Source organism: Geodermatophilus marinus (genome assembly GCF_003428645.1).
GTDB lineage: Bacteria > Actinomycetota > Actinomycetes > Mycobacteriales > Geodermatophilaceae > Geodermatophilus.
The window spans coordinates 77,808-90,870 of sequence record NZ_QVQH01000003.1; the positions used below are offsets into that span (position 1 = coordinate 77,808).

The 13,063-nt window shown below is 74.4% G+C and carries 16 protein-coding genes; 6 read left to right on the forward strand and 10 right to left on the reverse strand.

The window, feature by feature from the left end; genetic code table 11:
• Nucleotides 1-25: 25 nt before the first annotated feature.
• Complete coding sequence (locus D0Z06_RS04460) at nt 26-361, forward strand: oxidoreductase (RefSeq protein WP_117376184.1); 336 nt, start codon at nt 26-28, stop codon at nt 359-361.
• A 19-nt stretch (nt 362-380) separates the two neighbouring features.
• Here the strand turns inward: D0Z06_RS04460 and D0Z06_RS04465 are convergent, their stop codons facing one another.
• On the reverse strand, nt 381-1,892 hold the full coding sequence (locus tag D0Z06_RS04465; protein ID WP_117376185.1) for a leucyl aminopeptidase: 1,512 nt from the start codon (nt 1,890-1,892) through the stop codon (nt 381-383).
• Nucleotides 1,893-2,243: 351 nt separating this feature from the next.
• Here D0Z06_RS04465 and gcvT point away from each other — a divergent pair, with 351 nt between their 5' ends.
• Nucleotides 2,244-3,362: a glycine cleavage system aminomethyltransferase GcvT gene (gene gcvT, locus D0Z06_RS04470; protein ID WP_117376186.1), complete on the forward strand. Its 1,119-nt coding sequence runs from the start codon at nt 2,244-2,246 to the stop codon at nt 3,360-3,362.
• A 43-nt stretch (nt 3,363-3,405) separates the two neighbouring features.
• Here the strand turns inward: gcvT and D0Z06_RS04475 are convergent, their stop codons facing one another.
• The 4 genes from D0Z06_RS04475 to D0Z06_RS04490 are packed head-to-tail and all read right to left on the reverse strand — an operon-like array spanning nt 3,406 to nt 5,741.
• Nucleotides 3,406-4,545, reverse strand: a complete 1,140-nt coding sequence (locus tag D0Z06_RS04475) for a YihY/virulence factor BrkB family protein (protein WP_117376187.1) — start codon at nt 4,543-4,545, stop codon at nt 3,406-3,408.
• 1 nt (nt 4,546) lies between these two features.
• On the reverse strand, nt 4,547-4,834 hold the full coding sequence (locus D0Z06_RS04480) for a DUF4235 domain-containing protein (protein WP_117376188.1): 288 nt from the start codon (nt 4,832-4,834) through the stop codon (nt 4,547-4,549).
• Nucleotides 4,831-5,310 carry a DUF3618 domain-containing protein gene (locus tag D0Z06_RS04485; protein WP_117376189.1) on the reverse strand — a complete coding sequence of 160 codons (480 nt, stop codon included), beginning with the start codon at nt 5,308-5,310 and terminating at the stop codon, nt 4,831-4,833. Before D0Z06_RS04485 ends, D0Z06_RS04480 begins: the two co-directional genes overlap by 4 nt.
• On the reverse strand, nt 5,307-5,741 hold the full coding sequence (locus tag D0Z06_RS04490; RefSeq protein WP_117376190.1) for a phage holin family protein: 435 nt from the start codon (nt 5,739-5,741) through the stop codon (nt 5,307-5,309). The genes D0Z06_RS04485 and D0Z06_RS04490 overlap by 4 nt, the downstream gene beginning before the upstream one ends.
• Before the next feature lie 99 nt (nt 5,742-5,840).
• Here D0Z06_RS04490 and D0Z06_RS04495 point away from each other — a divergent pair, with 99 nt between their 5' ends.
• On the forward strand, nt 5,841-6,053 hold the full coding sequence (locus tag D0Z06_RS04495) for a hypothetical protein (protein WP_117376191.1): 213 nt from the start codon (nt 5,841-5,843) through the stop codon (nt 6,051-6,053).
• A gap of 51 nt (nt 6,054-6,104) precedes the next feature.
• On the opposite strand, the gene D0Z06_RS04500 is transcribed toward D0Z06_RS04495, so the two are convergent.
• Together D0Z06_RS04500 and D0Z06_RS04505 are read right to left on the reverse strand one after the other, a co-directional pair.
• Nucleotides 6,105-7,088 (reverse strand): aldo/keto reductase family protein, encoded by a 984-nt coding sequence (locus tag D0Z06_RS04500; protein WP_117376192.1) that lies wholly within the window; start codon nt 7,086-7,088, stop codon nt 6,105-6,107.
• A gap of 31 nt (nt 7,089-7,119) precedes the next feature.
• On the reverse strand, nt 7,120-7,725 hold the full coding sequence (locus D0Z06_RS04505) for a DUF3043 domain-containing protein (RefSeq protein ID WP_117376193.1): 606 nt from the start codon (nt 7,723-7,725) through the stop codon (nt 7,120-7,122).
• 145 nt (nt 7,726-7,870) lie between these two features.
• Here D0Z06_RS04505 and D0Z06_RS04510 point away from each other — a divergent pair, with 145 nt between their 5' ends.
• Entirely contained in the window at nt 7,871-8,218 is a 348-nt protein-coding gene (locus D0Z06_RS04510; protein WP_117376194.1) for a HesB/IscA family protein, read from the forward strand.
• A gap of 373 nt (nt 8,219-8,591) precedes the next feature.
• Here D0Z06_RS04510 and asnB read toward each other — a convergent pair whose 3' ends face one another.
• From asnB to D0Z06_RS04525, 3 genes are read right to left on the reverse strand one after another with little or no spacing between them, the layout of a single operon-like run.
• Nucleotides 8,592-10,541 (reverse strand): asparagine synthase (glutamine-hydrolyzing), encoded by a 1,950-nt coding sequence (gene asnB, locus D0Z06_RS04515; protein WP_117376195.1) that lies wholly within the window; start codon nt 10,539-10,541, stop codon nt 8,592-8,594.
• Nucleotides 10,542-10,597: 56 nt separating this feature from the next.
• A complete protein-coding gene (locus D0Z06_RS04520; protein WP_117376196.1) occupies nt 10,598-10,972 on the reverse strand; it encodes a DUF3817 domain-containing protein in 375 nt (124 codons plus the stop codon).
• Entirely contained in the window at nt 10,962-11,327 is a 366-nt protein-coding gene (locus tag D0Z06_RS04525) for a metalloprotease (protein ID WP_117376197.1), read from the reverse strand. Before D0Z06_RS04525 ends, D0Z06_RS04520 begins: the two co-directional genes overlap by 11 nt.
• A gap of 334 nt (nt 11,328-11,661) precedes the next feature.
• On the opposite strand from D0Z06_RS04525, the gene ctaC reads away from it, so the two are divergent.
• Nucleotides 11,662-12,462, forward strand: a complete 801-nt coding sequence (gene ctaC / locus D0Z06_RS04530) for an aa3-type cytochrome oxidase subunit II (RefSeq protein ID WP_233517444.1) — start codon at nt 11,662-11,664, stop codon at nt 12,460-12,462.
• A gap of 42 nt (nt 12,463-12,504) precedes the next feature.
• Nucleotides 12,505-12,906: a cytochrome c oxidase subunit 4 gene (locus tag D0Z06_RS04535; RefSeq protein ID WP_117376198.1), complete on the forward strand. Its 402-nt coding sequence runs from the start codon at nt 12,505-12,507 to the stop codon at nt 12,904-12,906.
• Nucleotides 12,907-13,063: the final 157 nt, after the last annotated feature.

A 13,063-nucleotide genomic window follows, 5' to 3' on the forward strand; every position in this document is an offset into this window, starting at 1 on the left:
ACGGCGGCCCGGGGGCGGAGGCGGGATGCGGTTCTGGCGCAGGCGGCGAGGGCACCGTGCCGGTGCGCCCGGCCGGCCGACGCTCGACCGGGAGCCCGGCCGGGACGACGCCGCGCACCTCGAGCGGTTCGTGGCGACCCGCCGCGGCGTCGAGGGCTACGTCGAACCGCGGACGGCGGTCACCGAGACGACGATCGTGCTCGTCGCCGCCGACGGCGAGTGGACCCGGCGCCGGATCGCGGGGCCGCGGGCGGCCCGCCGCCTCTCCCGCGAGCTGGGCATCCCCGTCTACGACGCGCAGGTCACCGGCTACCCCCAGCGCATGCGGGCGTGGACGCGACGGCACCGCGGGCAGGGCTGAGCCGCGCGGCACGGCGGGGTCAGCCGGCGATCAGCCCCTCGATGGTCGCGAGCAGGGTGCGCACCGGGACGCCGGTCCCGCCCTTGGGCGTGTACCCCCAGGGGGAGCCGGTGTTGTAGCTCGGGCCGGCGATGTCGATGTGCGCCCAGGGGAGCCCGGCCGGCACGAACTCCGCCAGGAAGTGGGCGCCGACCAGCATCCCGCCCATGCGGTCGGCGTTGGCGTTGACGAAGTCGGCCACCGGCGAGTCCAGGCCCCGGCGCAGCTCGGCGGGCATCGGCATGGCCCACATCGCCTCACCGCAGCGCCGGCCGGCCGCCACCACGGCGTCCCGCAGGTCGTCGCTGCCCATGACGCCGGCCGTGCGCGAGCCGAGCGCGACCAGCTGGGCGCCGGTGAGGGTGGCGGTCTCCAGCAGGCAGTCGGGGGAGTCCTCGGCGGCGCGGGAGATGGCGTCGGCCAGCACCACGCGGCCCTCGGCGTCGGTGTTGGTGATCTCGGCCTTCTTGCCGTTGCGGAAGGTCACCACGTCGGCCGGGCGGTAGGCGGTGCCGCTGGGCAGGTTCTCCGCGATCGGGACGGTCGCCGTCACCTCCACCGGGAGGCCGAGCTCCGCGACGAGGCACACGGTGGCGATCACGGCGGCGGCGCCGGCCATGTCGCTCTTCATGTCCTCCATCTTCAGCGCCGGCTTGATCGACAGGCCCCCGCTGTCGAAGGTGATCCCCTTGCCGACCAGCGCGACCTTCTTCTGCGCCCGCTTGCCCCGGTAGGTCATCCGCAGCAGGCGCGGCTTGCGGGCCGAGCCGCCGCCGACGGCGAGGATGCCGCCGTAGCCGCCCTCGGCCAGGGCCTCCTCGTCGAGGACCTCCACGCTCAGGCCGGCCTTCTTGCCCGCGGCCGCACCGCGGGCGGCCAGCTCGGCCGGGTACAGGTCGTTGGGCGGGGCGTTGACCAGGTCCCGGACGAGGCCGACCGCTGCGGCCACGGCACGCGATCGGGCCAGCGCGGCCTTGGCGTCCCCGGCGTCCGGGACGACGACGGTGAACTCGCGCGGGGGCAGCGGCCGGTTCGCCGGCAGGTCGGACTTGTAGGCGGTGAACTCGTAGGCTCCCAGCAGGCTGCCCTCGGCGACGGCGTGCAGGCGCAGGTCGTCGGGCGTCCCGCCCACCGCGGCCAGCAGGGTGACCACCGACGCGCGGCCCGACAGCGCCCGGCTGGCGGCACCCGCACCCCGGCGCACCGCCTCGGCGTCGTAGCCGCCGCCGGTGCTCGGTGCGCCCAGGCCGACGGCGACCACGACGGGGAACGGACCCTGGCCGAGCGTCGCGACGCGGGTGACCTCGTCCTCACCGCCCCGGGCACCGAGGTCGGCGAGGGCGGACAGCAGCCGGCCACCGAGGAGCCGGTCGACGGCGTCCGCCCCCGGGGTGGACAGCAGGCCATCGGGGCCCTTGCCGACGCCGACGACCACGGCGTCGGCGGAGAGCTTCTCGAGGGGGCGGTCGGTGGCGGTGATCGTCGGCGGCACCGCTCGATCCTAGAAGGACCCTCCTGCTCCCCACCGTTCGCGGGCTCACGGCGGGCCCCTGCAGGAGGGCCGCACCGGGCTCGGGCTTCGAGGGCCGGCTGCCGCGGGTGCCGCCTGCCCACCTTCGCGGGCTCACGGCGGGCCCCTGCAGGAGGGCCGCACCGGGCTCGGGCTTCGAGGGCCGGCTGCCGCGGGTGCCGCCCGCCCACCGTTCGCGGGCTCACGGCGGGCCCCTGCAGGAGGGCCGCCCCCGGCTCCGGTCGTGCACGGCGGGCCCCTGCAGGAGGGCCGTTCCCGGGGACAGCTCCGTGCCCGCGGCTCGTCGACTGCCGGCACCGATAGCGTGCGGTCGTGGATGCGCGGACCTCGCCCCTGCACGAGCGGCACGTCGCCGCCGGCGCCAAGCTGGCGGACTTCGGCGGGTGGTCGATGCCGATCGAGTACGCCGGCGGCGGGGTGCTGGCCGAGCACGCCGCCGTCCGCGAGGGAGTGGGGCTCTTCGACGTCTCGCACCTGGGCACCGCCACCGTGCGGGGCCCGGGCGCGGCGGCGTTCGTCGACCGCTGCCTGACCAACGACCTGACCCGCATCGGCCCGGGGCAGGCGCAGTACACGATGTGCTGCCTGCCCGACGGCGACCCGCGCGCCGGCGGCGTGGTCGACGACCTGATCGTCTACCTGCACGGGCCCGACGACGTCCTGCTGGTGCCCAACGCGGCCAACGCGGCCGAGGTGGTGGCCCGGCTGTCCGCCGAGGCGCCCGCCGGGGTGACGGTCACCGACCGGCACACCGAGGTCGCCGTCCTCGCCGTCCAGGGCCCCCGATCGGCGGTGCTGCTCTCCATGCTGGGGCTGCCCGGCGAGCTGGCGTACATGTCCTTCGTGACCGGGACCGGCGGCGGGGACGCGGAGGTGACCGTCTGCCGCACCGGTTACACGGGCGAGCACGGCTACGAGCTGCTGGTGGCCGCCGACCGGGCCGGTGAGCTGTGGGACGTGCTGGTCGACGTCGGCCGCGACGAGGGGCTGCGGCTGTGCGGCCTCGGTGCCCGTGACACGCTGCGCACCGAGATGGGCTACCCCCTGCACGGCCACGAGCTGTCCCCGGAGATCAGCCCGCTGCAGGCCCGGGCCGGCTGGGCGGTCGGCTGGCGCAAGGACGCCTTCTGGGGCCGGGCGGCCCTCCTGGCCGAGAAGGGGTCCGGCCCGGCCCGGCTCCTCTGGGGTCTGCGGGCGCCCGGGCGCGGGATCCCCCGGCCGGGCATGGCGGTGCTCGGCGCCGCGGGGGAGCGGATCGGGGAGGTGACCAGCGGGACGTTCTCGCCGACGCTGCGGACCGGCATCGCCCTCGCGCTCCTCGACACCGCCGCAGGGGTCGAGGAGGGCGTCGAGCTGGCGGTGGACGTGCGCGGGCGGCCGCAGGCCGTGCAGGCCGTGCGGCCGCCGTTCGTGCCCTCGCACGTGCGCTGAGCGGCGGGCGCGCGGTACGTCCGCCCGGGCCGTGACGCCCGGGCTACCCCCGGTTCTTGCGGGTGGGGTCCTTGTCCTCCTTCGTGGGCTCCTGCCGCTCGGGGAGGGTGTCGGCGACGACGGCGTCCCTGCGGCCCATGGGCTCGGGGTCGCCCTGGGTGGTGTCCTCCGCGGTCTGGTGCTCCGCCTCGGAGTTGATCTCCGCGCCCAGCAGCACCAGGAAGCAGGTGATGTAGAGCCAGAGCATCAGCACGATGACCCCGGCGATCGTCCCGTAGGTCTCGTTGTAGCTGCCGAAGTTGTCGACGTAGAAGCTGAACGCCAGGCTCACCAGGACCCAGACCACGGTGACGACGACGGCGCCGAGGCTCACCCAGCGGAACTGCGGGGCGTCCCGGTCGGGTGCCACGCGGTAGAGGACGGCCAGCGACCCGGCGAAGACGGCGAGCAGGAGGCCCCAGCGGACGACCTGGGTGAGCACCGTGGCGAACGGTCCCAGCGGCAGCGCGTTGAGCACCGCCGGGACGACGGCGACCAGGCTGAAGGAGATCAGCACGAAAACGATCGCGCCGAGGGTCAGCAGCAGCGACGTGGCCCGCAGCTTGACGAGGTTGCGCGTCTCCACCTCGTCGTAGGCGAGGTTGACCGCGGTGACGAGGTTGTTCACCCCGCCGGAGGCAGCCCAGAGGGCGCCGAGCACGGAGACCACGAGGCTGACGGTGAGCGCACCCCCGGCACCCGTGGCGATCGAGCCCAGCTGGTCCCCGATGAGCCCCGCGGCGCTCTCGGGCAGCTGTTCGGAGAGGTCCTCGATCTGCCGGGTCACCGTCTCCGGGGAGGCCACCAGCCCGTAGAGCGAGATCGTCGCGATGAGGGCGGGGAAGACCGACAGGAAGCCCCAGAACGCGACACCGCCGGCGATGATCGGCATGTTGTCGGCCTTGTGCTCCGCCCAGGCCCGCTTGAGGACCTGCTTCCACCCCCGCCAGGGGATCTCGGTGGGGGTGCCGGCGTCGATGCCGGGCTGCTGCTCGTTCCCGGGGGCGTCCGGCGGCAGCCCGGTCCCCTGCGGGCGGTCGCCCTCCGCGGCCGCCCGCGCGGCGGCGGCGCGGCGGGCGGCCTTCTCCTCGACCCGCTGGCGGATCCGATCGACCGCGCTGTCCCGGGGCCGTGACCGGGTCACCTCAGTCCCCCGGCCAGGACCCGGTCAGCTTGTGGAAGCCACGGGCGCCGGCGCGGTCGATCGCGGCCTTGGTCGCGCCGAAGATCGCCCCCTGGAGCGCGGCGGCGAGCACGACCTCGCGCATCCGGTACTCGCTCTGCAGCGCGCCCGGCGCGTCGTCCTCGTGGGCGAGCCGCTTCCACACCTGCTTGAACACCGCGCCGGAGACGACACCGGCGAGCAGACCACCGAGGAGGCCGACCGGCCGGTAGGCCAGCGCGGCGCCCTTGTGCGTCTCCCGCTCGCTCACGAGGCCCTCCGCACGGTGCGGCGCGCGTGGCGGCGGGCCTTGCGGACCGACCGCCGCCTGCGGCGGATCGCCCGCTGGGCCTCCCGGCCGGCCTTCTCGCGCGCCTGCTCGCGGGCCTTGGCCCGGGCCGCGCGCCGGGCGGCGGTGGCCTTCGCCTCCCGCTTGGCGGCGCGCCTGGCGGCGCGCTTGGCCCGGCGCCGGTCGCGGGTGCTGCGCCGCCAGACCAGCAGCGCCAGCAGCGCCGCCACGCCGGTCGCGGCGCCGATCACGGTCGGGGGGCTCTCCCGGTAGGTCTCGACGGCGGTGTCCCGCGCCCGGTAGGCCCCCTCCTTCGCCCGGGACGGCACGTCGAGGCGCGAGGACAGCTCGTCGACGGTGCGGCTGAGCTGCTCCCGCGTGGCCTCGATGTCGGCCTTGATGGCGTCGGGGTCGTTGGCGGGCGGCGACTGCCCGTCCGGGGTGCTGGGGGTGCTCACCGGCGTGCACTCTCCTTCACGGTCGCGATGTCGGTCTTGGTGCTGGCGATCGCCTCGCTCGGGATCGGCGGGCTGCCCTTCTGCACGTCCTTCTTCCCGACCAGGGCCAGGACGCCGGCGACGAGGAACAGCACGACGGCGACGATCAGCGCAGCGAGCCATGCCGGCAGGACGAGGTCGAGCAGCAGGATGGCCGTGGTGATGAGGACGGCGAGGCCGAAGAAGCCGAACAGGCCGGCGCCGCCGAAGAGGCCGGCGCCGACGCCCAGCCGCTTGGCCTTCTGGCTGACCTCGGCCTGCGCCAGGCGGGTCTCGTCGCGGACGAGCCGCGAGATCTGCTCGGTCAGCTGCCCGACGAGCTGACCGGTGGAGGCGTCCCCGGGTGGGGGCGTCGCGTCGGCGCGGGTGGCGCCGGTGGTGGGCTCGTTCATCGGTCCTCCGGAGCTGGGACGGACGGTCGATGATCTGTCATGCCCCCTGGACGTGGCCGCTTAACCCGACCCGCGTCACACCCCGGCTAGCCTCGGGCCATGGGTTGGTGGTGGCGGTTGGAGGACCCCGCGGGTGCGGAGGTGGACCCGGAGTCCGTGGGCGTGGAGGTCCCGCCCGCGGACAACCAGGGGGACGCCGAGTCCTGGCTCGGAGAGCACTGGCGCGTGCTGCTCGAGCGGGGGGTGGCCACCGTGACCCTGTTCGAGGGTGACCGCGAGGTGTACGGCCCGATGGGGCTCGCCGCCACCTGAGCGGCCCGGCCCCCGCCGGCGTGCCGGTGCGGCCGCCGGCGGGGGCGCGCGTCAGCCGCGGGCCGTCTTCGCGGGGTCCCGCTCGACGACCTCCCCGAGCACCTCGTCGATGCGCCGGAGGACGTCGGCGTCCAGGCGGACACCGGCCGCCGCGACGTTGTCCCGCACCTGCTCCGGCCGGCTGGCGCCGATGATCGCCGCCGCCACGTTGCCGTTCTGCAGCACCCACGCGATCGAGAGCTGCGCCAGGCTCAGCCCGAGGTCGGCCGCGACCGGCTGCAGGTCCTGCACCCGGGTGAGCACCTCGTCGCGGAGGAAGCGGGCCAGGAAGCGGCTGCCCTCGGGGTCGGTCGCACGGCTGCCCGCCGGCGGCTGCTCCCCGGGCCGGTACTTGCCGGTCAGCACGCCCTGGGCCACCGGCGACCAGACGATCTGCGACACCCCCTCCCGCTCGCAGGTGGGCACCACCTCGTCCTCGATGACCCGCCACAGCATCGAGTACTGCGGCTGGTTGCTGATCAGCTGGACGCCGAGGTCGCGGGCCAGCGCGGCGCCGGCGGCGATCTCCTCGGCGCGCCACTCCGAGACGCCGATGTAGAGGACCTTCCCCGCGCGCACCAGGTCGGCGAAGGCGGTCATCGTCTCCTCCAGCGGCACCGTCGCGTCGTAGCGGTGCGCCTGGTAGAGGTCGATGTGGTCGGTCTGCAGCCGCCGCAGCGAGGCCTCGCAGCTCTCGGTGATGTGCTTGCGGGACAGGCCGCGGTCGTTGCGGCCGGGCCCGGTGGGCCAGTAGACCTTCGTGAACACCTCCAGCCCCTCGCGGCGCTGACCGGCCAGCGCCCGCCCCAGGACGGACTCGGCGCGCGTCCCGGCGTAGACGTCCGCGGTGTCGAAGGTCGTGATCCCGGCGTCGAGGGCGGCGCGCACGCAGGCCTGCGCGGCGTCCTCCTCGACCTGACCGCCGTGGGTCAGCCAGTTGCCGTAGGCGATCTCGGAGATGGTCAGGCCGGAACGGCCGAGGCGTCGGTACTCCACGTGCCCCGACGCTAGGCCGGGGCCGCCGACCTCACACCTCGGCGCCGAGCGCGACCTCCGGCTTGGGGAACCGCCAGCGGCGGATCATCGTGGCGCGGCTGACGCCGTACCAGACCAGGCCGCGCATCCTGTGGTCCTGGTTCGGGAAGCGCTCGAGCACCTTGCGCTTGATCCGGCGGCCGAGCACGAAGGAGTCGGCGATGATGACGAGGAAGAACAGGAACCAGATGAAGACGGTGTAGCTCTGCACCGCCGGGTTCGGGATGAAGTAGCCCACCAGCACCAGCGCCGCGACGACCAGGAACCAGCTCCCGGCGTTGCGGCGGGCGTCGACCACGTCGCGCACCAGCTTGCGGACCGGCCCCCGGTCGCGGGCCGGCAGGTAGCTGTCGTCCCCGCGCACGGCCGCGGAGCGCGCGCTGCCGCGCTGGGCGGCCTGCTGCTCCCGCATCCGCTTGTAGGCCTCCTTGCGCGTGGTCGGAGGCGGCGGCGGGGGGCCGGGCCGGCGGCCCTGCGCCTCGTGACGCTTGGGCGTGGGCCGGCCCTTGCCGCCGGCCTTCACCAGCGACGGGGCCGCCTCGGTGGCCTCGGGGGCGGCCTCGGCGCGGTCACGACGGCCGGGCAGGCGCAGCTTCACGCTCCCGAGTCTACGTGCGGGTCCCGCCGTCCCTGGTGCGCGCGACCCCGGGCCGTACAGTGGGAAGAGGAGCCGCCCCGGCGGCGTTGCCTGGTGCAGGACGTGCCTGGTGCAGGCACCCCTCGAACCTGGGAGGACTACAGACATGACGGTGCAGGACACCGCAGCGACCGGCGTCGTCCTGAGCGACCCCGCTGCCGCGAAGGTCAAGGCCCTGCTGGACCAGGAGGGCCGCGACGACCTGCGGCTGCGCATCGCCGTGCAGCCGGGCGGGTGCTCCGGGCTGCGGTACCAGCTGTTCTTCGACGAGCGCTTCCTCGACGGCGACCAGACCTACGACTTCGGCGGCGTCGAGGTCATCGTGGACCGCATGAGCGGCCCCTACCTCGGCGGCGCGGTGATCGACTTCGTCGACACCATCGAGAAGCAGGGCTTCACGATCGACAACCCGAACGCCACGGGCTCGTGCGCCTGCGGGGACTCCTTCAGCTGAGTCCCGCCGCCTGACCCGACGACGCCCGGCTCCCCCGTGGGGAGCCGGGCGTCGTGCTGTGTGATCTGCGGTCCTCCGGACCGCTCCCGCGGCCAGGTGCCGTCCCCGGCCGGCGCGGAGCCGCTCGGTCGGGCCCTCCTCGGAGGACCCTGCGGGCCCCCGCTCGTCGGGCGCTCCCGCGGCCAGGTGCCGTCCCCGGCCGGCGCGGAGCCGCTCGGTCGGGCCCTCCTCGGGGGACCCTGCGGGCCCCCGCTCGTCGGGCGCTCCCGCGGCCAGGTGCCGTCCCCGGCCGGCGCGGAGCCGCTCGGTCGGGCCCTCCTCGGGGGACCCTGCGGGCCCCCGCTCGTCGGGCGCGCCCGCTCGAATCGGGCCGTCAGACCTGGACCGGGTAGACCGTCTCCGGGATCTCGGGCTTGATCCGCTCCTCGACGAAGATCCCGTGCCAGACCATGAACACGAGCACCTCCCACACCTGGCGGGCGGTGCGCTTCCCCGGCACCTCGGCGGTGCGCAGCTGCTCGAGCAGGGCGAGGACCTGGCCGCGGTCGAGCCACTCGTCGGTCTGGCTCTCGGTCACGATGTCGCGGGCCCAGCCGTGCAGCGGCCCGGCGAGGAAGTCCGCCGTCGGCACGGGGAAGCCCAGCTTGCGCCGGTGCAGGATGGCCGGCGGCACGATCTGCTCCATCGCCCGCCGCAGCGCGTACTTGGTCGCCCCCTTGCGGTCGCCCGCGCCGCGGCGCGGCACGCGCTCGTCCAGCGGGATGGTGCTGGCCAGGGCGAACACCTCGGGGTCGAGGAACGGCACGCGCAGCTCGAGCGAGTTGGCCATGGTCATCTTGTCGGCCTTGACCAGGATGTCGCCGCGCAGCCAGGTGAACAGGTCGACGTACTGCATCGCCGTCACGTCGTCGTACCCGGCCTCCCGGGTGCGCCGGTAGAGGCTCTCCGTGACCGCGACGTGCGACAGGTCCGGGTCGTGGCCGCGCATCAGCCGGGCGAGCTCGGCGGGGGAGAGGTTGCGGGCGTTGCCGTAGTAGCGCTCCTCCAGCGGGATCGACGCCCGCCGCAGCAGGTCCTTGCCCCGCATGCCCTCGGGCAGCCGCTCCGACAGCGCGGCCATGGCCCGCCGGCCGGACCGCGGCACCCGCTCGGCCCACGCCAGGCTCAGCGGCTCGCGGTAGATGGTGTAGCCGCCGAACAGCTCGTCGGCACCCTCGCCGGAGAGCACCACCTTGACGTGCTTGCGGGCCTCCCGGGCCACGAAGTACAGGGGCACGAGCGCGGGGTCGGCGACCGGGTCGTCGAGGTACCAGACCACCTCGGGGATGGCCGCGGCGAACTGCTCGGCGTCGATGACGACCGGCACGTGGCGGACGCCGAGCGCCGCAGCCGACTCCGCCGCGATGTCCACCTCCGACGTCGACTCGCGCTCGAAGCCGACCGTGAAGGTCATCAGGTCCGGGTTGTACCGGTGCGCGAGCGCGGCGATCGCCGTGGAGTCGATGCCGCTGGAGAGGAACGAGCCCACGGTGACGTCGGCCCGCATGTGCTTGGCCACCGAGTCGTCGAGGGTCGCCGCGATCCGGTCGTAGAGCTCCTGCTCCCGCCCGGCCGGCACCGGCTGCGGGCGGAAGGTCGGGTGGAAGTACCGCGTGGTGGACAGCTCGCCGTCCACCACGGTGAAGCTCGTGCCGCTCTCGATCCGGCGGATGCCGCGGTGCAGGGTCGCCGGCTCGGGCACGTACTGCAGCGTCAGGTAGTGCTGCAGCGACGCCGGGTCCACACCCCCGGCGGCGGCGCTCCCGCCGAGCAGTTCCAGGACCGCCTTCTTCTCGGAGCTGAAGACGAGCCCGCCGTCGGCCAGCCGCGCGGTGAACAGCGGCTTGATGCCGAAGGGGTCGCGGGCGCCGAACGCCGTCCGGGTCTCGGTGTCCCAGATGACGAAGGAGAACATGCCGCGCAGCCGGCGGACGACGTCCGGCCCCCACAGGTGGTAGCCGGCCACGATCGTCTCGGTGTCGCCGTGCGTGCGCAGGTCCGCGCCGGCGGCGGCGAGCTCCGCGCGCAGCTCGACGTAGTTGTAGATCTCGCCGTTGAAGAGGATCCGGTACCGGTCGCCGGCGTAGGGGAGGGGCTGCGGGCTGCCCTCCAGGTCGATGATCGACAGCCGGTTGAAGCCGAGGACGGCGCGGGTGTCGGACCAGACCGCGGTGTCGTCGGGGCCGCGGTGGTGCAGGCAGTGCAGCGCCTCCCGGACGGCGGCGACGTGGGGGTCGCCGACCCGGTCGGCGTCGGTGGACAGGTAGGCCAGCAGGCCGCACATGGGGCGCGAGTCTCCCGGGGGTCAGGGCGCGTCCGGGCGCGGCGTCGCCGCGGCCCTCAGACGCGCTCGCCGGCGCGGGTCCGCCGGGTGGCGACGCGCTCGGCGTAGAAGGACAGCACGGGCACGGTACCGGCCACGAGCACCAGCAGCGCGCCCTTGAGGGTCCAGCGGGCGCGGAGTGCCAGGTCGCACGCGGTGAGGAAGAAGATGAAGTAGAGCCAGCCGTGCAGCGTGCCCAGGACGGTCACCGGGCCCTCGATCCCCGCGGCGTACTTCAGCGGGACGGCCACGAGCACGAGGGCGATGAGCAGGACGCCGACCACCCAGGCCATGACGCGGTAGCGGGTGAGGGCCGCGGGGACGTCCTTCCCGACCCGGCGCGCCAGGGCCCGCGGCAGTCGGGGGGCGGTGGCGGTGCGCTCAGCCGACACGGTCGCCCCGCTGCCCCAGGGCCTTGGCGTTGAGCTCGGCCAGGTAGGCGTTGTAGGCGGCCAGCTCGGGGTCGCCGGTCGTGTCGACGCGCGGCCGCTGGTAGAGGACGACGGCGGTGCCCGGCTCGTCCTCGTCGGGGTCGCGGTGCAGCTCGTCCCGGGCCATCTTGACGTAGAAGCCCAGGCCCATGAACCCGTAGAGGGGCCACTGCAGGGCGTAGCTCCAGTTGACGGCCCCACCGCCGGCCTCGGCCTTGGTGAGCTGCCAGTACCCCAGGAAGAAGGTGGCGACGAACAGCGCCGCCACGACAAGGTGGCCGAGCACCCACCGGGGGGTCAGCAGCCGCGTCCACACGCCCCCGACTGTAACCGCCGGGACCTGCCGGTCGGGGTGCCGGTGAGCCGGCTCACGGGCGTCGGGGCCCGCGGCGACGGGCGTGGCCCGCGGGCGTCCCGACCCGCCGGGCACCCGTCTCCGGTGGTCGGCGCCCACGGGGGGTCCGTTAGGCTCGGCCCAGACTGACGTCGGCGGAGGACGTCGTCCGCCCGGACCCGGCGGGCGGCCCCGCCGGAGGACCGTCCGGCAGGCCCGGACGGAGGAGGAGGCAGCGAGCAGTGGCTCGAGGCAGCAGGCCTGCGCGGCTGGCCGCGCTCGGTCTCCCGGTCGACCGAACGGGCGGAGGCGTGCGGTGAACTGGGACCGGTTCTGGGAGATCGGCTGGCCCGAGGGCGTCACCGACGAGGCCGAGGCGATGCACGACCTGTGGATCGGCTCGATCATCGCCGCGATGATCGTGGGCACCCTCGTGTGGGGGCTGATCTTCTACGCGATGGCGCGCTACAAGAAGCGCGGCGACGAGCTGCCCCGGCAGACGGCGTACAACCTGCCGCTGGAGATCGTCTACACGATCATCCCGTTCCTCATCATCGCCGGGCTGTTCTTCTTCACGGTCGTGGTGCAGAACCGGGTCCAGGAGCGCAGCCCCGACCCCGACGTCACCATCGCGGTCAACGCCTTCAAGTGGAACTGGCAGTTCGTCTACCCGGAGACCTTCGACGAGGAGACCGGGGAGCCGGTGAGCACGGTCGGCACCAGCGACGAGATCCCGATCGTCGTCGTGCCGGTCGACCAGACCGTGCAGTTCAACCTGGCCTCGGCCGACGTCATCCACTCCTTCTGGGTGCCGGACTTCCTCTTCAAGCTCGACGTCATCCCCGGCAACGAGAACGGCGTGGACAACGTCTTCGAGGTGACCGTCCGCGAGGAGGGCGCCTTCGTCGGCCGGTGCGCCGAGCTGTGCGGCACGTACCACGCGTACATGAACTTCGAGGTCCGGGCGGTGTCGCCGGACGACTACGACGCCTACCTGGCCGCCCGCGAGTCGGGGCTGACGACCTACGACGCGCTCGAGAGCATCGGCGAGCCCGGCGAGGCGATCAGCACCAGCCCCTTCGACCTGGTCACCGACTCCCAGCGGGCCGATGGCTGACACCCGCCCGGCATCGTCCGGCACGCAGCAGGAGGGACGGCCGTGAAGGTCGAAGCGCTCATCTTCAACCTCATCGGGGTGTTCTGCATCGCGGTGGCGGTGGTCTACGGGCTCTGGGCCCGGGAGCCGATCGGGACGACGGCGCTGGCGCTGTCCGGCGGGCTGGTCTTCCTCATCGGGGGGTTCTTCTGGTTCGTGTCGCGCCGCATCGACGCCCGCCCGGAGGACCGCAAGGACGCCGAGATCGCCGACGGCGCCGGTGAGCTCGGGTTCTTCAGCCCCGGCAGCTACTGGCCCTTCGGCATCGCGCTCTCCGCGGCCCTCATGGGCATCGGGTTGGCCTACTTCCACGCCTGGCTGATCCTCCTGGCCGGGGCCGCCATCATCGTCACCGTCGGCGGTCTGCTCTTCGAGTACTACGTGGGGCAGAACGCGCACAGCTGAGCCGCACCCGGTCCGACGACGAGGGCCCTCCCCGCTCCGGCGGGGAGGGCCCTCGTCGTCGGAGCGTGCGACGTGCTCCCCGGACGGAGGTGCGCGGCCGCGGGCGCCACGCAGCCCCTGCGCCCCGGGCGAGCCGCGGCTGGCCCGGGGGAGGGCG